This is a genomic window from Flavobacterium cerinum (assembly GCF_024496085.1).
Classification (GTDB): Bacteria; Bacteroidota; Bacteroidia; order Flavobacteriales; family Flavobacteriaceae; genus Flavobacterium; species Flavobacterium cerinum_A.
Genome location: NZ_CP101751.1, coordinates 2,341,104 through 2,363,096, shown reverse-complemented (window position 1 = coordinate 2,363,096; position 21,993 = coordinate 2,341,104). Strand labels below are relative to the sequence as shown.

Annotated in this window: 20 protein-coding genes; 11 read left to right on the top strand and 9 right to left on the bottom strand. The window is 36.1% G+C overall.

Annotated features, from left to right (window positions below):
* Window positions 1–28 precede the first annotated feature (28 nt).
* Window positions 29–1,468 carry a hypothetical protein gene (locus NOX80_RS10640; protein ID WP_256549759.1) on the bottom strand — a complete coding sequence of 480 codons (1,440 nt, stop codon included), beginning with the start codon at window positions 1,466–1,468 and terminating at the stop codon, window positions 29–31.
* Between the two features lie 312 nt (window positions 1,469–1,780).
* Between NOX80_RS10640 and NOX80_RS10635 the strand changes: the two genes are divergently transcribed.
* The 3 genes from NOX80_RS10635 to NOX80_RS10625 all read left to right on the top strand — a co-directional run bounded on the left by NOX80_RS10635 (window position 1,781) and on the right by NOX80_RS10625 (window position 4,873).
* Entirely contained in the window at window positions 1,781–2,590 is an 810-nt protein-coding gene (locus NOX80_RS10635) for a helix-turn-helix transcriptional regulator (RefSeq protein WP_256549758.1), read from the top strand.
* A 73-nt stretch (window positions 2,591–2,663) separates the two neighbouring features.
* The gene (locus NOX80_RS10630) at window positions 2,664–4,316 is read left to right on the top strand and encodes a serine hydrolase domain-containing protein (RefSeq protein ID WP_256549757.1); all 1,653 of its coding nucleotides are present in this window, start codon (window positions 2,664–2,666) and stop codon (window positions 4,314–4,316) included.
* Window positions 4,317–4,354: 38 nt separating this feature from the next.
* A complete protein-coding gene (locus tag NOX80_RS10625; protein ID WP_256549756.1) occupies window positions 4,355–4,873 on the top strand; it encodes a DinB family protein in 519 nt (172 codons plus the stop codon).
* Between the two features lie 5 nt (window positions 4,874–4,878).
* Here the strand turns inward: NOX80_RS10625 and NOX80_RS10620 are convergent, their stop codons facing one another.
* Window positions 4,879–5,529 (bottom strand): TetR/AcrR family transcriptional regulator, encoded by a 651-nt coding sequence (locus NOX80_RS10620; RefSeq protein WP_256549755.1) that lies wholly within the window; start codon window positions 5,527–5,529, stop codon window positions 4,879–4,881.
* A gap of 191 nt (window positions 5,530–5,720) precedes the next feature.
* Here NOX80_RS10620 and NOX80_RS10615 point away from each other — a divergent pair, with 191 nt between their 5' ends.
* Together NOX80_RS10615 and NOX80_RS10610 are read left to right on the top strand one after the other, a co-directional pair.
* The gene (locus NOX80_RS10615) at window positions 5,721–7,370 is read left to right on the top strand and encodes a serine hydrolase domain-containing protein (RefSeq protein WP_256549754.1); all 1,650 of its coding nucleotides are present in this window, start codon (window positions 5,721–5,723) and stop codon (window positions 7,368–7,370) included.
* 39 nt (window positions 7,371–7,409) lie between these two features.
* Window positions 7,410–8,114 (top strand): SDR family NAD(P)-dependent oxidoreductase, encoded by a 705-nt coding sequence (locus tag NOX80_RS10610; RefSeq protein ID WP_256549753.1) that lies wholly within the window; start codon window positions 7,410–7,412, stop codon window positions 8,112–8,114.
* Between the two features lie 112 nt (window positions 8,115–8,226).
* On the opposite strand, the gene NOX80_RS10605 is transcribed toward NOX80_RS10610, so the two are convergent.
* Both NOX80_RS10605 and NOX80_RS10600 read right to left on the bottom strand, forming a co-directional pair.
* Window positions 8,227–9,957, bottom strand: a complete 1,731-nt coding sequence (locus NOX80_RS10605; protein ID WP_256549752.1) for an amidohydrolase — start codon at window positions 9,955–9,957, stop codon at window positions 8,227–8,229.
* Window positions 9,958–10,333: 376 nt separating this feature from the next.
* Window positions 10,334–10,987, bottom strand: coding sequence for an NAD(P)H-binding protein (locus tag NOX80_RS10600; protein WP_256549751.1), 654 nt, complete (start codon window positions 10,985–10,987; stop codon window positions 10,334–10,336).
* 282 nt (window positions 10,988–11,269) lie between these two features.
* On the opposite strand from NOX80_RS10600, the gene NOX80_RS10595 reads away from it, so the two are divergent.
* A complete protein-coding gene (locus tag NOX80_RS10595; protein ID WP_256549750.1) occupies window positions 11,270–12,574 on the top strand; it encodes a PAS domain S-box protein in 1,305 nt (434 codons plus the stop codon).
* 143 nt (window positions 12,575–12,717) lie between these two features.
* Here NOX80_RS10595 and NOX80_RS10590 read toward each other — a convergent pair whose 3' ends face one another.
* Entirely contained in the window at window positions 12,718–13,200 is a 483-nt protein-coding gene (locus tag NOX80_RS10590; protein WP_256549749.1) for a hypothetical protein, read from the bottom strand.
* 299 nt (window positions 13,201–13,499) lie between these two features.
* Window positions 13,500–14,063, bottom strand: a complete 564-nt coding sequence (locus NOX80_RS10585; RefSeq protein WP_256549748.1) for a hypothetical protein — start codon at window positions 14,061–14,063, stop codon at window positions 13,500–13,502.
* Window positions 14,064–14,223: 160 nt separating this feature from the next.
* Between NOX80_RS10585 and NOX80_RS10580 the strand changes: the two genes are divergently transcribed.
* Together NOX80_RS10580 and NOX80_RS10575 are read left to right on the top strand one after the other, a co-directional pair.
* Window positions 14,224–15,297, top strand: coding sequence for a serine hydrolase domain-containing protein (locus NOX80_RS10580; RefSeq protein ID WP_256549747.1), 1,074 nt, complete (start codon window positions 14,224–14,226; stop codon window positions 15,295–15,297).
* 201 nt (window positions 15,298–15,498) lie between these two features.
* On the top strand, window positions 15,499–16,230 hold the full coding sequence (locus NOX80_RS10575) for a CPBP family intramembrane glutamic endopeptidase (protein ID WP_256549746.1): 732 nt from the start codon (window positions 15,499–15,501) through the stop codon (window positions 16,228–16,230).
* An 8-nt stretch (window positions 16,231–16,238) separates the two neighbouring features.
* On the opposite strand, the gene NOX80_RS10570 is transcribed toward NOX80_RS10575, so the two are convergent.
* Window positions 16,239–17,153 carry a bestrophin family protein gene (locus tag NOX80_RS10570; protein WP_256549745.1) on the bottom strand — a complete coding sequence of 305 codons (915 nt, stop codon included), beginning with the start codon at window positions 17,151–17,153 and terminating at the stop codon, window positions 16,239–16,241.
* A 153-nt stretch (window positions 17,154–17,306) separates the two neighbouring features.
* On the opposite strand from NOX80_RS10570, the gene NOX80_RS10565 reads away from it, so the two are divergent.
* The gene (locus NOX80_RS10565; RefSeq protein ID WP_256549744.1) at window positions 17,307–18,197 is read left to right on the top strand and encodes an alpha/beta hydrolase fold domain-containing protein; all 891 of its coding nucleotides are present in this window, start codon (window positions 17,307–17,309) and stop codon (window positions 18,195–18,197) included.
* A 38-nt stretch (window positions 18,198–18,235) separates the two neighbouring features.
* On the opposite strand, the gene NOX80_RS10560 is transcribed toward NOX80_RS10565, so the two are convergent.
* Window positions 18,236–18,964, bottom strand: coding sequence for a DUF3667 domain-containing protein (locus NOX80_RS10560; RefSeq protein ID WP_256549743.1), 729 nt, complete (start codon window positions 18,962–18,964; stop codon window positions 18,236–18,238).
* Window positions 18,965–18,998: 34 nt separating this feature from the next.
* Entirely contained in the window at window positions 18,999–19,616 is a 618-nt protein-coding gene (locus tag NOX80_RS10555; protein ID WP_256549742.1) for a hypothetical protein, read from the bottom strand.
* A gap of 510 nt (window positions 19,617–20,126) precedes the next feature.
* Between NOX80_RS10555 and NOX80_RS10550 the strand changes: the two genes are divergently transcribed.
* A complete protein-coding gene (locus NOX80_RS10550; protein ID WP_256549740.1) occupies window positions 20,127–20,891 on the top strand; it encodes a helix-turn-helix transcriptional regulator in 765 nt (254 codons plus the stop codon).
* A 149-nt stretch (window positions 20,892–21,040) separates the two neighbouring features.
* Window positions 21,041–21,973 carry a ketopantoate reductase family protein gene (locus tag NOX80_RS10545; protein ID WP_256549739.1) on the top strand — a complete coding sequence of 311 codons (933 nt, stop codon included), beginning with the start codon at window positions 21,041–21,043 and terminating at the stop codon, window positions 21,971–21,973.
* Window positions 21,974–21,993: the final 20 nt, after the last annotated feature.

Sequence of the window (21,993 nt, the reverse complement as noted above, 5' to 3'; positions counted from 1 at the left end):
TAAAAGCGATACGAAAATGAGTTAAAAATTATTCTTTACCAGCCGGTTCCGGGATATGTGTTTTCCATCTGCCGCTGTCGTTGATTTTGTAAGCTGCTTTTCTACTAAATTTCAGTGTGTATTCCGGCCATTTAACAGTGGTATCGCCCCATGCCGTTTGAGGTACATTCGGCAAGAACCAGAAGAATTCCGTAGGGTTATTAAAGTACGACTGGTAGATATCGAAATACAACTCTCTTCCTTTATTCAGGTCTAAGTAGAACATAAACCCTTTGAGTGCGTCGTTGTTTTCGAGACTAAAATCTGTTTTTTCGAACATCAGTTGTTCTACTTTATGGTTTGCGAGCATTTCGCTTATTTCTCCGAACCAGCCTTTGTTATAGACCTTCACTTCGGCCTGTATTCCCTTTTTGACTTTTTCGGCTGCCACATCATAAAACGCTTTCAACTCCTCTTCGCTTTCGGTGGCTTCCATACGTTTTTTAAATTCGTGAATGTCGAGATGACTCATGATCATACTTCCTATAAAATCGACAATCGTCTGGCATTCCTCTTCATACAAACGCGATAGTGAAATCACTTTTTTGACAAAATGCTGATCGCTAAACAGTTCGACTTCCTTACGCGTCAATGCTGCTTTTTCGAAACTTTCGATACCCGCCTCTTTTCCGACTCTTACTTTAATAAATTCGCCGTAGCGCTTTTCGGCTTTAGCTTTGAATTCCGGATTCGCTTCCAATGCTTCCAAAGCTTTTTCGATTTTGGCTTCGCTGAATGATTCCAGAAATTCGTAAATATTTTCGATTTTGGATACATCCAACGTCAAATCTTCGTTGATTTCATATAATTCCGTCACACCCGGAATTGCAGGTGATGTTTTGATGATCACATCCGTTTCGGAAATCATTACATATACAAATTTGAGTTTTCCGTCGAGTGCATGAAAAGCCGCTCTTGCAAAATCGGAAGCCGGTACGCCCGTATATTCCTTTACTTCTCCGTTTGCGTAATAGAGTATTTGTCTTCCTACGACATCCGGTTTACCCGTTTTTTTATCCGGAGCGACTTCGGCAAAAACCTCCTTGCGCATTCCCGGATCGACAATTGTTATTAGATCTAATTTTGTGAATTGTACCAACTCTTCCGGAGTGGCGATTCTGTAGCTATATCCGTTTTCTTTCGAAATCGAAAAGACAACAAAACGTCCCGGTTCCTGAGCAACGGTAATATCGAATTCGGCTTTTCTGATACGTCTGTTTATGTCATTATTGCGATGTTCGCGGTCGCTTTTTAACACATTGGGAATTGTCTCTCTGTTCGCTTTTCCGTCGACAATGGTAAAGTAGGATTTACCGCTAGAGCCATTACCGGAATACGATGGAATGTTATACGTTATGAATTCTACACCAGCGGGAAGTGTATCTTTTATAATCTCAAAAATGTCATTAAGTTCTTGTTGGAAATCCATATTTTATTGGTTGGTTGATTTTAATTATTTGTAAAAATTTTCTTAAATAATTTTATTGCAATTTAAATTGTTATTTGTTAATAGCCAATAAAAAAGTGATCAATTATTTAAAAGTAATCGTTAATCAAAATTTAAATTATTTTATCTGAAAGTGGATTAAAAACTGTTAAATTTTCAATTCAATATCTAATTTGTAATATTATTGATCAATTATTTTAGAAATATCCATTGATTATCCCGATATCAAACCTACTTTTAAAATTTCACAATTAACCTACAGATCAAAACACGGTAACTTTTCTATATTTGCGTATGCAGCTATTACAAAAAGGTCAATTTTTCGGGGAAACCAACAGACGGCTCACATTGGACGGACTCACCATAACCGATACCGAATATACTCATGAAAAAGTAGACTGGCATTATCATGAAAATCCCTATTTTACTTTTATTCTACAAGGTCAGGTAATCGAAACCAACCGAAAAGAAACCTATCATTGTTCGGCCGGTTCGCTCCTATTCCACAATTGGGACGATGCCCATTATAATATAAAACCACCCGGATATACGCGAGGCTTTCATATTGAAATGGAGCATGATTGGTTTACAAAACGCGATTGGAATACACATGATTTACAGGGCAGTTTTTCTGTAAAAGATCCGGATGCCAATTTAATTTTTTATCAGCTTTTTAAAGAGAGTCTCCTTTCAGATAACCTGACATCTATTACAACTGAGCTTTTACTTCTGGAGGCTTTAAACACGATCAAGACACAAAATAAGGAAATGATCAATACCGCTCCTTCATGGATTAATCCGTTACGGGAATTACTTCATGAACAGGATATCAGCGAATGGACATTATCCGATTTGTCGGAATTATTTAGTATCCATCCGGTACATCTATCCCGTTATTTTCCAAAGTTTTTCGGTTGTTCACTAGGCGAATACATTCGGAAAATCAAAATCAAAAAAGCCTTGCATTTATTATCCGTTCGACATAAATCACTTGCAGCTATTGCTTTGGAATCGGGTTTCTCCGATCAAAGTCATTTTAACCGCTGTTTTAAAGAACAGTTGGGAATAACTCCTTTACACTATCGTAAGTTTTTACAGCCTTAATGTTAATTTCATTCTATACCGGTATTTTTATAAAGAGTATTTTAGCAGCACATCATCAATCAAAAAACAAAATATGAAAACCTGGGTACTTTGTATTATTTACCTCTTTATCGGACTTCCTTTTTTATCGGCACAAAACATTGTCACACCAAATGCAATTGATAATCCGATTCACCGACAATATTCCGGGAAAATTGTTTTTCTTTCCCAACCTTCCGATAGCCAACAAATCGCGGCTTCTGATTTTATCGACAGTTTTGAATTAAAGGAAGGCCAACCTTTAGCAGCCCGCTTTTTTCTGGCCAATTCCTTAACGAATTACCTGCATCAGCTTGATCAAACATTATCGGTTGAGCAATTAATTCAAAACGGAAATTATCAATTTTCTTTTTATGTCGATAATAAGCTGATTTATACCGAAAACCTTACTACCGGTGCCGGAACAGTTCAAAGTAAAAATCAATGGACGCAATTTCGTATTCCATTGATCAGTATAACAAATGAAGACAGTTGGGGGCGTTTTCTCTGGGGACGCTTTTATTATGGAAATGGCGGAAGCGATGCATTATTCGGCGGCAAACATCTGTTAAAAATTGAAGTACGTCCTTATCTTAAAACAGTAAACGGTATCAAAACCGGAACCGTAATCGCATCCGGTGAACTAAACTTTAGTACGCCGGTTATTCAATTAACAGCAAAACAAATAGCCTTACAAGTCATACAACCCGGTAGTAACTGGCCACTCTCAAAAGAACCTTTAAACCGGAAAAAAATTGAGGAATTAAATAAACGAATTGCCGAAAAACGTTTTAAAAACATCACTAGTATTGCTGTGATTAAAAACGGAAAACTATTACTCGAAGAATATTTTAATGAAGCCAACCGAAATACGCTTCACGATACGCGTTCCGTTGGGAAATCCTTTGCTTCAACCCTAACGGGAATCGCAATTCAAGACAGGTATATTAAAAGTGAAAACCAATCACTAAAGGATTTCTATGAGCTGAAAAAATATGATCATTATGATGTGCAAAAAGATAGCGTCACCTTAAAAAACCTGTTGACAATGAGTTCTGTTTTTGATGGTTTTGATTTTGATTCCGATTCGCCCGGTAATGAAGAAAATATGTATCCGACAGCTAATTGGGTTCAGTTTACACTCAATCTGCCGGTTGACCGCAACAAAAGAAACGGAGAGCAATGGAATTATTTTACAGCCGGAGTCGTTTTAATCGGTGATATACTCCATCAAAATGTTCCCGGTGGATTGGAAACGTATGCGGATCAAAAACTGTTTCATCCTTTAGGTATCCGGAATTATAAATGGCAATATACCCCTCAAAAAGTAGCCAATACGGCCGGAGGATTACAATTGAATACACTCGATCTGGCGCGATACGGTCAGCTTTATCAAAACAAAGGAAAATGGAACGGAAAACAGCTTATTCCGCAATCGTGGGTTACTAAATCCTTTACTAATTATTTCCCCGAAAATGAGCACAACAAAGGTTACGGTTATCTGTTCTGGCGTGAACTTTTTACTGTCAACGGAAAAAATTATGAGGCTTATGCCTGTAGCGGAAACGGCGGTAATAAAATTTATATTTTTCAGGAGTTGCCTTTGGTTATTGTAATTACTGCCACTGCCTATAATCAGTCATATGCTCATTCTCAAGTCGAAAAAATAGTGACGGAATATCTATTACCTGCACTACTAAATCCTTAGAAAATAAAAAACATCATTTTGTTTAATTGGCCATTAAAATGAAAGAAACGGAAATCTTATTACGTCAGACAGAAAATGTCTACAAACAAACCAATACCCTTCTGCAATCCGTTCCTTATGAAAAATGGGATATTATGCCCGATATAATGGAGACTACGGTAAACTGGCAGGTCGGTCATCTGATTGTTAGTCATTATTACCATTCCGTTTGGGTTATCATCGGTATGCAAACAGACCTGTTACAGACATTGCCGTTAAAAAAATACGGTGTTTATTTTACATCCGGTTCACCGAATGACAGTATCGGGCGTTTTAATCCGAACGAGTTATTTCGGGATCTTGTCTTTATTCAGCAAAAATCGATCGAAATCCTAAGCCAACTATCAGATGATATCCTGGAATTCCCATTGGAACCGACCGGATTTCCACATCCGATTGCAAAAAATAAAAGAGAAGCCATTGAATGGAATATCCAACACACCGGGTATCATTGCGGACAATTGGGAATGTTAATACGGGTGATCAACAAACGTTTTGATTATGGATTACGGCTGTAGTTAGCCTATTTCTTTAAAATCTGGCTTTTTTTATTTTGATCATCATAAACAAGGTCAATCAATTTTTCAATGGCCTTTTTTATTGTATCCAATCCTGTTTCTTTTGTCAGATCTATTCCGCAAAACGTATCACAATTACCGTCTTTATACAGGTTCAGGTAATAAATTCCGGAGATCAATATAGCCATGATAGCCCGATATTGGGTTGCATTTTCGGCAAAATACGGATCGGTAATTTGTGTTAGCAATTGTTCTCCGTTTCGCTCCCGCTCTCCGGCTATATGTTGTAAAGAACTCCTTTTTTCGGCCAATCCCCAAAGCAGTATGTTTTGCAGGCTTTTATTTTGGGATACATAATCAAATTGTGCTGTCAGGCTTTTCTTTGAAAATTCCCTACCGCCATCATTAATTTCAACACTATCTTCCTTTACATTACTCCAGAAATCCTGAGAGGTTACATAAGTATCAATCAATTGATCAGTTCCGCCAAAGTAGTTGTATATCATTTTTTTATCAACTCCGGCAGTTGCTGCGATTGTATTTACTTTTAAACCCAAATATCCTTCTTTCGTTAAAATTTCTCCTACCGCTTCCATAAATTTTTCTTTACTGCGTTCCTTATTCCGAATTGTACCCGATGTTGATTTTCTTTCCATACTGATTATTAATAGGTTGCCAATAGAACAAAACTAATAAAAAAAATTAAGACACCATTAAGTGTTTTATTTCTATTTTTGTACCTCATCAATCATCAACTAACAGTTTACTATTTAAATCGGTTTAGGGCTTTCAAAACAGGAAGCCCTGTCGGTTTTCACTTAACTAGTGACAACGTAATGTCTTCAAAATGAAAAAACTTATATTGTTTTGGGTAATTATAATGATCGGAATTCCTGTCAATGCTCAGGATTACTTTAAACCCATTGATTCTATTATACACCATTACAAAGGAAGAAAAACACCCGGTTTTTCAGTACTTGTCTCTAAAAACGGAAAAACGCTATATCATAAGCATGCCGGATATGCGAATCTTAAAAAGGAAGAAAAGATCAGTGATAAAACCGTATTCGCACTGGCTTCAACCTCCAAGCAATTTACAGCAGCCTGTATTGTACTTTTAGAAAAACAGGGAAAACTAAAATTCACCGATAATCTAAGACACTATATCCCTGAATTCCCGGAATATGCTGAAAAAATAACGATTGATCAATTATTACATCATACCGGAGGATTAAAAGATTATCGTGCTTTGGCCATGTTAAGAGGTGAAAATTCCGATACTTATAATGCAGAAGCGATTAAAGCTTTACTCAGTGTGCAGGAACTGAATAGCGAATCCGGTACCCAATGGAGCTACAGTAATTCCGGTTATTGGTGTCTGGTGCAAATTGTTGAAAAAGTATCCGGCCAGGCTATAACCACATTTGCAGAAGAAAATATCTTCCGTCCGCTAAAGATGACAAACACCCGTTATGTTATAAAACCGAACAACAAAGTAAAAAAGGCAGCAATAGGCTATCAATATGACGGAAACTCTTATAATTCCAATGACATCGATGAATTTTCTGTTGGCGGTGGCAGTGTCTATAGTACGACTAAAGATCTGCAAAAATGGTTATCCGAAATGGAAACCCACCGTACTTTCGGTACTGCTTTCTGGACTACAATGTTAACCGAAAATCCGGCTAAAGGAAAAGGCTTTCTTTATACTAAAGGTTTGTTTCATTTTAAATATAACAACCATATGATGATCAGTCATGGCGGTGATCTGATCGGCTTTCATCCCATAACCGCTTATTTTCCGGATGATAAAGTAGCTGTGGTAATTTTAGCAAACGATGATGATTTTGAACGTTATACTATTTTAGATGCAACTGTAAGTCAGTTATTAGGCGAAAAATATACTTATCCGAAAACGGAAATGCCTACCGAAGCAAAAAAGAAAGTTATAGAAGAAGTTATAACCGTTCCACCTGCGCTACTTGAAAGCTATACCGGTAATTATGAACTTCGTTCCGGCTATATAATCGCTATAACAAACGAAAGAGACCTGCTTAAGTTAACACAATTATGGGATAATGTTACCGCATTTATTCAGCCTGCAAAAGAAGTACATCATTTTACTATTGGTGATATCAGCTTAACTTTTGGTGATTTTACTAAGGATAAAGCGATGCAATTACAGATTATAACTTCAGATGAAAATAGTGTTTATAAACGTACGGATAAAGAGCCGGATCTGACTTTATATACTAAATATACCGGTCAATTTTATAATAAAGCTTTAAACGCTACAATAGTATTTTTTACGGAAAACGGGATCCTGCGTTACAAATGGAACGATACGATATCCTATATAGCAAGCCCGCCTGAAAGTGACGATTTATTCTTTACAAAACACGGTAAAATAACTTTTATAAAAAACGAAACCGGTACCGTTACAGGCTTTATGCTGAACCATGAACGGGCTTTAAATATGGAATTTATCAAACAATAAATTGTCGGATATCGTTAAAAAACGATGTATTTTTAAAGCATGAAAAAAGCAGTTATCATTGGTGCGACTTCCGGTATCGGAAAAGAGTTGGCTTTACTACTCGCAAAAAAGGGATATTGTATTGGAATAACCGGGCGAAGACAGAAACTACTTGAATCTGTTAAGTCAGAAAATCCGGATGCTTTTGAGATTATGCCGATGGATATTACCGATATTCCTGCTTTACAGGAAAAACTGGAACTATTAGTCCGAAAATTAGGCGGTCTTGATTTACTGATCATCAGTTCTGGAACAGGAGAACTTAATCCTGATTTGAATTTTGAGCCGGAACAAAGAACAATCAACACCAATGTAAGCGGCTTTACTTATATTGCCGATTGGGCTTTTCATTATTTTATGAAACAACATTCCGGTCATCTGGTTGGTATCAGTTCATTAGCCGGACTGTTAAGCAGTGAAATTGCACCGGCTTACAATGCATCAAAAGCCTATCAAATCAATTATATGAGCGGATTACGGCAAAAAGCCCGAAAACTAAAGTCCGGAATATTGGTTACCGATATCCGTCCGGGATTTGTTGATACTGCAATGGCAAAAGGAGAAGGTCAGTTTTGGGTTGCACCTACAGAAAAAGCAGCCAAACAAATTTATACTGCGATCACTAAAAAACGTAAAGTCGCCTATATAACCAAACGATGGGGTTGGATTGCTTTGTTGTTAAAAATCGGTCGGTTCGGATACTAAAAACAATATTCTTATTTAAGAAAATCTGCTTTTTAAAAGAACTGCATTTTTTATTTAACCACTGATGATCAGCATCTTTAATTGTAATTCAAACAACGCGTAATATCGAAATTTACTCTTTTTTAAATACCGTTTTTCCTTCCTTAATCGTTTCCATTACTTGAATATCTCTCAGTTTTTTGGGGTCAATACGCAATGGATTTTGGTCTAAAATTACCAGATCGGCTAGCTTTCCTTCCTTTAAAGAACCTTTTCGGTTTTCTTCCTGATATTGATACGCCGCATTAATCGTAATTGCTTTCAAGGCATCCAAAACACTAATCCGCTCATTAGGTCCTAAAATCATCCCCGAACGTGTAGTTCGGTTAACCGCGGAATAAACACCCGTTAGCAAGTCAGGTGGCGTAACCGGTGAATCGTGGTGAATCGTAAACAAAATACCGGCCTTTTTTGCCGATTGTGCCGGACTTATATAGGCGGCGCGTTTCGGTCCGAATACGCTTTGATAATGCCAGTCGCCCCATAAATACACATGAGATGAGAAATAAGACGGGATAACACCTATTTCCTTTATTTTAGCAATATGATCAGGTCGGCTGTTCTGAACGTGAATTAAGGTAGCCCGTATTTCCGGTTTATAAATTCCTTCGTCTTTTAACTTTCCAATAACCCGGATTGCCTGATCAATTGCAGCATCACCATTGACATGAAGTTGAGCTGTAATATTATCGGTAAAAATGGTTTTCAGATCGGTATACAACGTTTCATCTGTAAATATAGGAAAGCCTTTATAATCGGGTGTCTGGCCTTCCGGAGGAATTAGATACGGTTCCGTCAACCAGGCTGTTTTTCCCTGTGGCGAACCGTCATCCGAAAATTTAAATCCGCCGAATTTCAATCGCTTTTCATATTTCATATAATGCGGTAAAAAGGATTTCCATTCCTTTTTGTTGGCTTCAAAATCGGGAAAGTAAACTACATCTGCTTTTAAAAGATTCTTTTCAGCGGCTTCTTTCAACAAACCCACACTAGTTCCCATTGAACGACCGTCACAAATCGTCGTTTGTCCGTAACGCAACCATTCATCCTGTGCCTTTACAAAATCCTGTAACGATTGAGAAAGTCCGTTTGCAGCAGGTTTGGGTTTCGGCATCATTTCCGTAAACTTGATCAAAGCCATAAAATTGGCGTTTTCTTCTAATTTACCATTTAACCGATGGGTTTTAGAATCTCTCCCATAATGACCTCCTTCGGGATCTTTTATATCTTCCGGAATATTCAGTAATTTCAGCATAGCCGTGTTAACCACACTCGCATGACCGGATGCATGAATAACAATTATCGGGTTTGTCGTACTAATGGCATCCAATTCTTCCCGTGTCGGATGACGGTGTTCTGTCATAATTGCATCATCATATCCGTTTCCTAAAATAGGTGTTGCTGCCGCTAATTTATTTTTCTGAATATACCCTTTTAAAGTCTTTTGTAAATCGGGAATCGAGTTTACCGTACCATAAGGACCTGGCGAAAGATCAACGGCTTGTTCCATACCGGCACGAGAAGTAATATGTCCGTGTGCATCAATAAAACCGGGAAGCAGTGTTTTACCGTTTAAATCTATTTGTTTCGTATTTTTTCCAATCCATTTACCGGCTTTTTCTTTGGTTCCGACAAAGATTATTTTTCCGTCTTTTACAACCAGCGCTTCCGCTTCCGGCTGATCATCTTCCATAGTAAGGATCGTTCCGCCGAAATATAGTGCATCGCCTTCGTTTTGATCGCTTTTGCAATTCATCAGAAGTATAAAAAAAAGAAAAGGAAGGTATCGGGAAATTTTTTTCATATCAAAATTAATTTTGTTATTCTACCCATTTTACTTATCTCAAAATACAATTGAAACGCATTGGAAAGACAAACTCAGCTTTGCTTACTAGAAAATCAGGAAATTATCTGATACTCAATTGGTCTCACTTATAAATATAGTGATTTTTTTATTCAACTGAGTTCTTTTATGGTATTAAACCTATTATGTTCCAATATTGCAATCATCTGTCTAAGTAGAATTTCCATTCCATCATCTTCGAAAAGAAACGATAGCAATAAATGTAACACTACCGGATTCTGAGGAGGATGAAACCGAATCTGTTTCATATGATCATAAAATATAACCGTAATACACCGGTGCTATATCTTTCAATCATCTACAGTGATAAGCTAAATTAATCCGCTTTCTTTATTTCATCTAGTATAATTTCTGATTCCAATATAGTATGTCCGGGAGGTGGATTTTTAGCGTATCGGATCATCAGTTTAGCCAGTTCTTTTACCGGTAACGGAGCCATTTTCCGTAAGAATCCGAGTTTATTTAAAAATGAGATAATCGAAATGCTGATTTTTTCTCCTCCTCTATCTGAATTAGAGCGGATAAGTGGTCCCGGACGAAAAACAATGTAATTTTCAAAATTTAATTTTTCAACCGCTTGTTCTAATTCTCCTTTTATCCTAGAATAGAATATCGTAGCATACGGATTAGCCGATGTTGCTGATATCAGGATAAAAGCGGGAATCTGTTTTGCTTTTGCTATTCGGGCAAATTCATATTGGTAAGTATAGTCCACTTTATACTGCGCTTCTTTACTTCCGGCCGCTTTTAATGTTGTGCCCATACAGGAAAAAGCGACATCAGCGGAAAGGTCATAATCCCAATCCGCAATCCTGTCAAAATCGACTACTACTTCTTGGAGTTTCGTTTCTTTTACTGTGAGCGGTTTTCGAACCAATGCGATAATTTCAGTTACTTCCGGATTTGCGATAAGCAACTCAAGCAATTCTTTTCCCGTTGCGCCTGTAGCACCTATTATAACCACTTTCATACCGAATATTTTTATTGATTTACTATACAAAATACGAAAAAAAACAGTTGCACTATGCTGTCAATCGTATTTTGCTTTGAATTCCGGTTTACTAACTGTTCTCTCTTTTTCAATTTTACATCTGTAATAAAAATCTTATGTATAAAAAACAAATACCTGTAAACAGTATTAGTCACCATCAGTATTCTACATCACTATTTTAAAATCCTCAAAAAACAAGGCTTTTTTATCGCAACAAATACAGAATTTATTCGTAAAATTGAAGTATGACCCCAATCATCTATGAAAAAAGCCCGCTACCCATCAACTGATCATCTAAAAAATCTGTGGAGAAGATACGTCGTCTTTATACACAACCGAACACGTTCGGAAAAAAAAGATCAAGACCGAAACCAAATCTGGAAAGACCGTTTTTTTACGGAGATCATAAAATTTGCATTACCAACCGGAGCCTTATCACTCATTGCTTCCATATTGATAGAATGCTATCACAATAATTACCTGACTGCCATTATTGATTTCGTGGCATTTACATCGATCACTATCGTACTGTTACATACCAAAATACCGATTCGTTATAAAAAATTTTTTGGTGTTACCATAATGGTATTATTTTCCGTTCTAAAAATTGTAACCTTACACTCTCTAATGTTCGGAACGATTTTCCTACTGCTACTCAGTGTATTTGTTACCCTTCTGTTTAACAAAAAAGTAGCCTATCTTTCTGTCGCAGTAAATGCGTTTATCTGTGTTACGTTTAATATTGCCTTGATCAAAGGATTTCACTTACACGATCTTGATTTACTAAATTATGATGTTCCGGATCGATGGATGCTCTACACCTTCAATTTTGTATTCTCAAATCTGGTTATGGTATTTGTCATTTTATATATTATATCAGGTTTTGAGAAAACCATTCTGAAATCGGAAAGTCTGTATTCAAAACTTCATCAGGAAATTCAGGAAAAAATCGCCAAAGAGACCTTATTACAAGAATCGCTAACACACTATAAGAGTCTGTTCTTTTTTAATCCGCTACCGATGCTTATTTACGATCCTGTTAGTTTGCGTTTGCTTCACGTTAATAAGAGTGCTATAAAATGTTACGGCTATACCCGGAAAGAGTTTTTTGGAATGAAAGTCAATTATCTGGTACAATGTGCCGAAGATACGTTTCGGAATAAGATTCGCAAGGATTATGTACATCAAAAGGATATTCATTTTAATAAAAACGGACAGCATATTTTGGTTGATATTAACGCGAGTAATATACGGCTTAACGGTTCTTGGGTACGTTTGGCCATTGTGCGGGATATTACGGCCGAGTCTGAATATATAACGGCAATCGAGAAAAAAAACGAAAAGATGCGAGAGATTGCTTATTTACAATCGCATGTTATTCGTGGTCCGCTATCCCGAATTTTAGGTATCACGAATCTATTGCGCTCTGAAGGCATCGATGAAACAGAACTGGATCAGTTTTTAAGTTATCTGACCCATTCTGCTGAAGAATTAGACTCCGTTATTGCCAATATTGTCAAACATACCGAAGAAGAAATGAAAGAATTTCCGATTATAAAGACATAAGTAATTCATGGATTGCTCCCCTTTTGAAAGATCAAATATCATTCTATTATTTGATACCGTTGCTTTTTATGTATCGTCTTTTCGTCAAGAAAAAACAGGTAATTGCACCTTGAATCAATCGCAAAAAAAGAGCAAAATTGTACTTATATATAATACGGCATTCCATCCGGATTAAAATACTGATCCAATGTATCAAAATCGCCTGATTCGTCGCATTCCGTTATATATTTTACTGCATCTTCTGCGTTTTGTTGCTTTAGATAAGCAATTGTATTAGCTACACCTCCAAACACAACCAATTGAATGTCAAACCCGCAAAAAGTATCAAAATCAACCGTTTTGGCCTTCCAGATTTCCAGGCAATCTTCGATCTGCTGATGAAGTCCTACAATATAACCGGCTAGCATTAGCGTTCCGGTACCGATATCATAACCTTTGGGATACGGTTCGTTTCTGATTTCTACGGCTCTTCTAAGCAGTTGAAGTGCCCATTCCCTATTTTTATTTTCTTTAAAATATCGTACTAATTCCTGTCCGACAAGCGCATGCTTTTCTATTTCTAAAATAGTCTCGCGACTTATCGTGTTGTTTTCCTTTAACTCTTGTATTATTTGATTTGCTGTCATGCTTTAATCTAATAAGTATTTTTCATTTGTTTTAATTCAGAAGATAGTTCTGGTGCATTAAACCTAACCCAATATAATATCTAAATTACGAGCTATCAGTAAATAAATAATCACAAATAGTATTAGCAAAACCGGTATTGAAAGTATTAGCTTTTTCTTTATCATTTTTCTAAAAACAAAGGCAATGCAAAGCGTAAAACCTAACGCTACTATAAATATTAAAATCAATAGCCTTTCAATAGCTCCCATAAGTATGTCTTAAACAAAATCTATCTGTATAAATTTACTTCGCAATCTTATTAATCAATCGGAAACGAAAAACCTAAAGCGGCTGCTCCGGTAACCTGTCGTACTTGTTCCTGATAATAATAAATCAATTTAACTTCATAATTATGCTTGCGACCTATAGCTAAACCTAATGTAAGCGGAATATGTGTAATGATTCCGGATTTTTTCAGGTTTTCCTCTTCTGTAAACGTTTCAAAAGAACCGATCGATACACCGAAACCGGTTTCGATAAAAGGTGCTACGTAAGGAATCGGTGCTGCAAGGCGAACTTTAGCGCCCAATAAAGCCGCATTTGTTTGGATTTTATAATCCGGTGCTCCGGCTCGTTTGACTTTTGCTTCTCCTGAAGTGATAACAACACCTACATAAGGTCGGACGCCAAACCAACTACGCGGACTCCAGATATATTCTCCCTGCGCATAAAATCCGTTACTGTTCATATCCGTATCTGTTTCATTATAAGGAGATGTTAAACCAAAACCCATAGAAACATTGATAAATTCACCTTTACTAGGCTGGGCATATACAATTACGGAAAGTAAAAAAGTAAAAAAGAAGAAATAAAGTTTTTGCATCTGTTTGTTTTTTAGGCCGCAAACATACTACTTTTAAAAGAATTTTTCTTCCAAATAACCTCCGATAAATCCCATTCGGACATCGCTTTTTTTAGTACTTTGCAATCGATTCTCTTTTGAGCATCCAATCATCATCATCAATCAAAAACAAGTAAAAATTATGGCGTTTCAAAAAACCGCAATCGCATTCTTATGCGTATTTTTTTCGCTGTCCTTATTTTCACAGGAATTAGAAAAGAAAGTTGACAGTATCATTAAAACCGAATTTAAAGACGAAAACGGTCCCGGCGGTGTCTTTTATATCGCTCAAAAAGGCAAGCCGATTTACAAAAAAGCATTTGGCAAAGCCAATCTGGAATTAAATGTTCCAATGACTTCCGATAATGTTTTTCAAATCGGTTCGATGACCAAACAATTTACTGCTGTCGCCATCCTCATGCTTGAACAACAGGGAAAGCTAAACGCTAATGATCCGATATCCAAATATATCCCGGATTATCCGAACGGGAATGCTATCACAATTCATCATTTACTCACGCATACTTCCGGAATAAAAGATTTTACCAAAATGAAATCGTTATCGGAAATAGCCCAAAAAGAAATGACGCCAAAAATGGTGGTTGATTTTTTTAAAAATGAAACCGTTGACTTTAAACCCGGAGAAAAATTTGAATACAACAACTCCGGTTATGTTTTATTGGGTTATCTGATTGAGCTTACATCCGGAATAACTTATGAGGAATTTATCCGACAGCATATTTTTGACCGATTGGGAATGACGCATTCCTATTATGCCAGTGACCGAAAAGTGATCCCGATGCGTGCTTACGGTTACCACAAAAAAAGCTCCGGTTATGTAAACAAAACGAGCATTAGTTTTAGTATTCCTTTTGCTTCCGGTGCGCTGATGTCGACTGTAGATGATCTTCAGAAATGGCAAAACGGACTGAATCAAAATAGTTTACTGAATGCTAAATACACAGCCAAGATGTTTCAGCCCTATAAATTGAACAACGGACAGGAGATTGAATACGGATACGGTTGGCATTTAAAACAAATTAACGGCGTTCCGTCCCGCGAACATGGCGGTAGTGTTTTCGGTTTTAAAGCAATGGGAGTTTATATTCCCGGCGAAGCTATTTATGTTTTAGGACTGAGTAATTGCGATTGTCAGTCACCGACTCAGGTAACCCGGGATATTACAACATTGGCTTTAAAAACGTTGAAAAAATAATATTTTGACAATTCTTTTCAGAACACCTCCGATTATCAAATAACGTCACTATAATCGGAAGTCTTTCTTTTTCAAATACAAGATCTGATAATTCTATGATCAATTATATTCATCTTTCTGTATTGTAAGTTTATTTTTACCGATTAAAATATATATTTGTAAAAACAATCTTAGCTACTAAAAAATCAGTCCTTATATTATATGAAGAAGATATCAGAACAAATCAAAACAGTCAACTGGTTACCTATTTTAGCCTTTTACGGTATCATTCTGATCGGAACTTATTTGGCACGGCAACTTCCTAATCTTCTAAATCTGATTTTAACTCAGCTAACCGATATTCCTTTCTCGTTTAACTATAATCACGGTTTTGTGGTTTTAATTGTTTCGTTTCTGGCCTATCGTTTTAGTGGTATAAAGCAAGAGATTACACTTTTAGGAAACAATAAAATCAAGAGTATCCTTTTTCCGGTTATTTTATTCACAGCCTATTCGATATACGGAATCAATAACAGTCATGGTGTAAACATTCATTTGTGGGCTTTACTGACCTGTTCCTTTGCTTTTATTTATAACCTGATGGAAGAATATGCCTGGAGAGGTTATTTAATTGAAAGTACGGGTACAATAAATTACGTTTTAAAAAGTCTGATTTCCGGTATATTATGGGCCATATGGCATATTCTGATTTTTAAAAACTTTGATCAATATGGTGGTTTCTGGATCTTTATGGCCTTTTGTATTGTGTTTTCTTTTATCCTGACCTTTGCTGTTTTACGTACGAAATCCATAATCGTTGCAGCAGCCATGCATGCTTTTATTATTCAGATGAACATCGTGTCATTGATCTGTTTTTCCCTGTTTATACTCTTATTGGTAACCTGGAACAAAAAAATAATGACAAAAACGAAGTATTCTTCCCGCTACAACTAATGCTCTAATTAATCGATTATTTTCTGTGAAGATTTAGGTACTACATCAATATGAACATCAATCATTTCAAATATTGTAGTGTCAATCATTTCACACATACTGGTTAACGCCAGATCATTAGCTTCTGTACCGAAAGGTTCTTCTATTTCATCGGCAATAGCTTCAAAAGCTACAAAAGTATAAGCAATAAATACAACAATAAAAGGGGTAAACCACCCCAGACTATCTACCAGAGCAAAGGGTAATAACAGACAATATAAATAGACCGTTCGATGTAATAATACACTGTAACTATACGGAATCAACGTTGATTGAATGCGTTCACATCCACCTAAAACATCGGCTAACTTATTCAGGTTTTCATCAAAACGAGCTTGTTGAATCGTATCAATTTTATTTTCTTTTTTAGCTTTTTGTACCCATTCGCCTAAAAATTTCAAAATCATTGCCGGTTTATATTGCGAATCGGTTACAATATTCAATTGCTCCTTATTCAATCGTTTTTGTAAATCCGCAATCGGATCGGTATGTCGCAATTGATGTTTTAATGCATAATTAAAGGCGCTTAACAATTGTACGAATTCATAAACCGCTGTTTTATCAATATTTTCTCCCAATGTTAATGCCTGGCGTGTTAGTGAGCGAGTAGTGTTCAGTAAAGCGCCCCAAAGTTTTCGTCCTTCCCAGAAGCGATCATAGCTGGCGTTATTCCGAAATCCGAGAAACAATGCCAATACAAAACCAAACAATGTTAACGGCGTGGTATTAAGCGGTATTTTAAACGAAAATATAACACCGTGGAAATAGACTACTGCAACCGACAAAAGAAATATTAAAATCAAACGAGGCAGTAACGCCGGTAATACCGAGCCATTCCAGATAAAAAGCATTCTGAACCAATGTTCTTTTTTTCGTATAATCATATTAATTTCGTTTTTACCATCAAGGGCATACAAATTTACGAAAAGTGCTACATCGACTAACAATCCTTTGCCCTTTTATTCTTTAACAAAACATTTGATTTCCATATACCTATTTTTCTTACATTAGTCTCCGAATTAACGTATTTGTTTATAATGAAAAAAAGCATCTTCCTTGTATTTACCGTACTGTTTTTAATAGCTTGTAAATCCCCGGAACGATCCGTAAAGATTGTAAAAGGAGATAATTACGAGCTTAAAATAACCGATCCGCAGAAAGCTGTTTTGGTCTTATTTCCTTGTTATCCGTGTGACATTGCGAATACCAAAACTGAAGCTAAATTTTTAAAAGACATCGAAAAAGCCGGTATTACAACCTTACTTTTAAATTACAACCTAAAACTGTTTTTAACAGATTCTGAAAAAACGGAATACGCAAAAACACTCAACAGCATATTGGATCAAAATAAAGTGGCTAAAGACAATGTTTATATCGGTGGTTTTTCAGGTGGCGGCAATATAGCTCTTTTACTCACTGATTATATGCTAAAGACCAAAAATCAAACACAGCCAAAAGGACTTATGGTTATAGACTCTCCTATCGACCTGGAAGCGCTATACAATGAGTCTCAAAAAGAAGTAATTAAAAATGTCGATGCGGAAGCTGTAGCTGAAGGACAATATCTAATGGAATTATTTGACAATACGTTAGGCAAACCCAATGAAAACATCGAAAAATACAAAGCCTTATCTCCTTATCTTGTTTCCTGTAATTCGACTCAAAACATTCGTTCATTAAAAGATATAAAAACCCGGTTTTACAGCGAACCGGATCTGGAATGGCAGAATACACATAAAAAGCGTACGTATCAGGATCTGAATGCTTATAAACTGGAACAAGCTATTCTGAGTTTAAAACAATTGGGAAGTACGCAAGCTGAATTTATTGCAACCAAAAATCGCGGTTACAGAGCTAACGGTGATCGTCATCCTCATTCCTGGAATATTGTCGAGCAACAGGACTTAATCAAATGGATTACAGAATAAAAAAAGATCGGATATGAATTATATCCGATCTTTTTTTGTTATATTTTTTTTAATGCCAAATCAATTACGATTCCTAAAATACTAAGGAGAATATAAAAAGAAAGAATCCCTATCAGGTAAGCCATAACAGCTTTAAAGTAGTTAATCGCTTTTGTTTTATCAAAAAATTGTCCGATTGCCCAGGCACTATAGACCACCATCAGCATACCGGCATATTGCATCAGATGCACTTGAAGCAATCCTTCGAAAATTGCCGCAATGGCACATATCAGCATACTGATTCCCATTGCAAAACAAAGCAAAATCAGAATTTCAAAAAAATTATACTGGTATTTTCTGAAAAACAGTTTTATCCAGCCGGCAATAAAAACACCCATTAAAATATTAGCATATCCATAATGGGACTGAATCCAATCCAGCATTTTAAAAATAGCCGAATCTTTCAGCGCTTCTTGCTGATACGAAACATATCCCTGCTCAATATGAAAAAAATGATTAACCAAAGAATAGATAAGAGAAGTCAGAATCACAAAAATAATCGGCTTAACCAATCGGCTTCTGTTTTCCGACAGGTATTCCCGAACACTTTCTCCCGGACGGATCAACAATTCTTTGGTTGTAAATAAGATGCCTTTATCGAAATGCAAAACGTGTTCGATTTCATGAATAATATAATGTCTGTCAATCCGCTTTAATTTTGCCGGTTGACCGCAGTTTATACAGTAATTGCCCGTTAATTCTGCTGTACAGCTTTTACAATTGTTCATCTTTTAAGTTTTAGACCAATTTTATTTCAAAAAATTATTTAAATCGTATGCTCACTAAAAAGTGGTGTGGGATTTTAAAATGAGTTCCCAGATTTTCCGGTTTTACATCTGATTGTACCACTTCACAATAAGATCCGGAACCATCTTTGTGCATTGTTGGCGTTATAATTGCAAAAACAGGAATATCTGTTCCCGTACTAATATTCATTTCCAGCGATTCTTTGGAACCGAAAAAGTCTTTTAATGCATATATTTCGGCATCATTATTCAGCTTAAAATAGCTCTTTTTACTTCCAAAACCGGGACCTTTCATATAGGTTTTTAATTTTCCGTCGGTCATACTAAAGAAAAATTTCAGCGACAGATTTTCTAAGGTGATTTTGAAATAATCCGATTCACTTCCTTCAAAAAGATTGACTTTACGAACCGGTTTACCGTTTTTAAATTCCTGTATGTTTATTTCGTAATACTTTCCTTTAAGTGCCGCTCCTACAAAATTCAATTGTTCGATATAGATATTTTGAAAATCGATCAGCTCCTGAATTTCTTTGTTCTCACTCGCATAATTATTCGTCACTTTAACAGTTTGTTGCGCCCATGTCAGATTCATCCCTAACAAAAGAAATAGCAAGATTCTTTTTAATTTCATCATGTATCGTTTTTATATTATTGCGTAATTTTGAGTAGCGCAAATAAAATAAAATTTCATCAATAAGTGAAATATTAAAATCGATTAAAATCCTTGTAATTCCTTATAGAACCTACATTCTTAAACGATTTCCCACATAAAAGTCGGAGCCTAAGTAGAATAAATATTATTTTTTTTCTTTAATACTTCTAACGATAAAGTAAACAGACATCAAAAAGGCGATTGCGTATACAATAACCAATGCCGGTTTTTCAAATCGTACATTTTTCCAATCAAATTGTTTAAGAATACTCAATCCTAAAATCAAAGCTATGATTCCCAAAGGAAACTGCTACCCTTTTTTACTACTCATAAGATTATTATTTTTATGATTTCGATTATTTCAATTATTATTCTGATCATCGTTTTTTAGCATTTAGTGTTGAATTAAGTGATCTTTTAATCCTAAAAGTTTGTACAAAGAACAGAAAGATATTTAATTTGTACTTTACACTACAGTGTAGTTTTAATCAGATGGGAAATACAAAAAAGCTATTATTTTCGGATAAAAATCGCATCGAAAACGTTACAGAAAAAGAAACTGTACGTTTGGAGAACTATCTTGAAGTAGCACAATCACTATCCCGGTTGACTTACGAAAGCTTGTATGTGATCGACTATAAAGAGATGACATTTGAATATGTGTCGGACAATCCGTTGTTTTTGTGCGGACATACGGCCGAAGAAGTGCGACAGATGGGCTATAATTTTTATCTGAAGCACGTTCCTGCAGACGATATCAATTTACTTGAAATTATTAATACGGAAGGATTTAATTTTTTCGATAAGCTACCGAACAATGACGAACGTAAGCTTTATACGATAAGCTATGATTTTCATTTGATCAATGAAAAAGGTAAACCAATGTTGATCAGTCATAAGCTTACTCCGGTTTTTCTAACCGATGACGGTAAATTATGGAAATCGTTGTGTATCGTTTCGCTCTCTGATAATCAGCAATCCGGTAACGTTATAATTAGTAAGCAAAGTTCCAATATTATCTGGAAACTGGATCTGAAACGAAAAGAATGGATCCCGGAAGAAAAGCAAAAATTGTCGGCAAAAGAAATCGAAATTTTACGACTATACAAACAAGGTTATAGTATCAATCAGATAGCCGAAAAGATATTTGTTTCTGCTGATACGGTTAAATACCATCGTCGGAAAATCTTTGAAAATTTTGGTGTAAACAATATTACAGAAGCCTTGTTTTATGCCATGAATAACAAACTGATCTGATTCATTTTCTTACTTTCAATTTCGGATAACGAACCAATACATCCGGACAATAAATAAACAACCGGTAAGCTATTGATAAGCCGGAATAAAGATTGATAATACTAAAAAACTAAATATTTTGGTGTATTTTTCGTTCAAATCAAAAGCAAATGACAGCAATTTTAATTGTAGGAATCGGCGGCGTCGGTGGCTATTTTGGCGGACTCATGGCCAAACGTTTTGAAAATGATGCTGATGTTGCCGTACAATTCCTGGTACGGGGCGAAAATCGGAAGGCGATTCAACATAACGGACTTAAAGTGATCAAAGGATCTGATACCTTTATAGCCTATCCGCAGAAAGTCAGTGATAGCCCTTCCGATCTTGATAAAGCCGATTTTATTATTCTTTGTACGAAAACTTATGATCTGGAAACCACACTTAGTCAATTGCACCCTTGTATCAAAAAAGAAACCGTGATCCTTCCTTTACTAAACGGTTTGGACAGTACTGCAAAAATCAAACAGCATTATCCTGACACGATTGTAGCTGACGGATGTGTTTATATCGTTTCCCGATTAACAGAACCGGGTGTAATTACCAATACCGGCACTATCGAAAGACTCTTTTTCGGATCTGATACCATTTCCGACGAACGGTTATCCGTTTTGGAACAACGATTGATACAAGCCGGGATTAATGCAACACTTACGCCGGATATTGCCTCGGTAATCTGGGAAAAATTTATTTTCGTTTCTTCGATTGCTACTGCTACGACCTATTATGACTTGCCAATAGGTCCTATTTTGGAGGATCCCGATAAAAAAGACATCCTTATCCGTCTTATCACGGAAGTAAGTCTTTTAGCTCAAGCTAAACAGATTTCGTTACCGGAAAACAATATTGCGCTTACGATAGCCAAACAGGAAAACCTGCCCGCTACAGCAACCTCATCCTTACATAGTGATTTTATAAACGGAAAAAAACAAACGGAAATCGAATCCCTTATCGGATATGTTGTTCACGAAGGTTTGACATATGCTATCCCGACACCGGTTTACCAAAAACTGTATAGTGCCATTAAAAAGAAAACGATCTCATAAAATTATGAGATCGCTTTCTA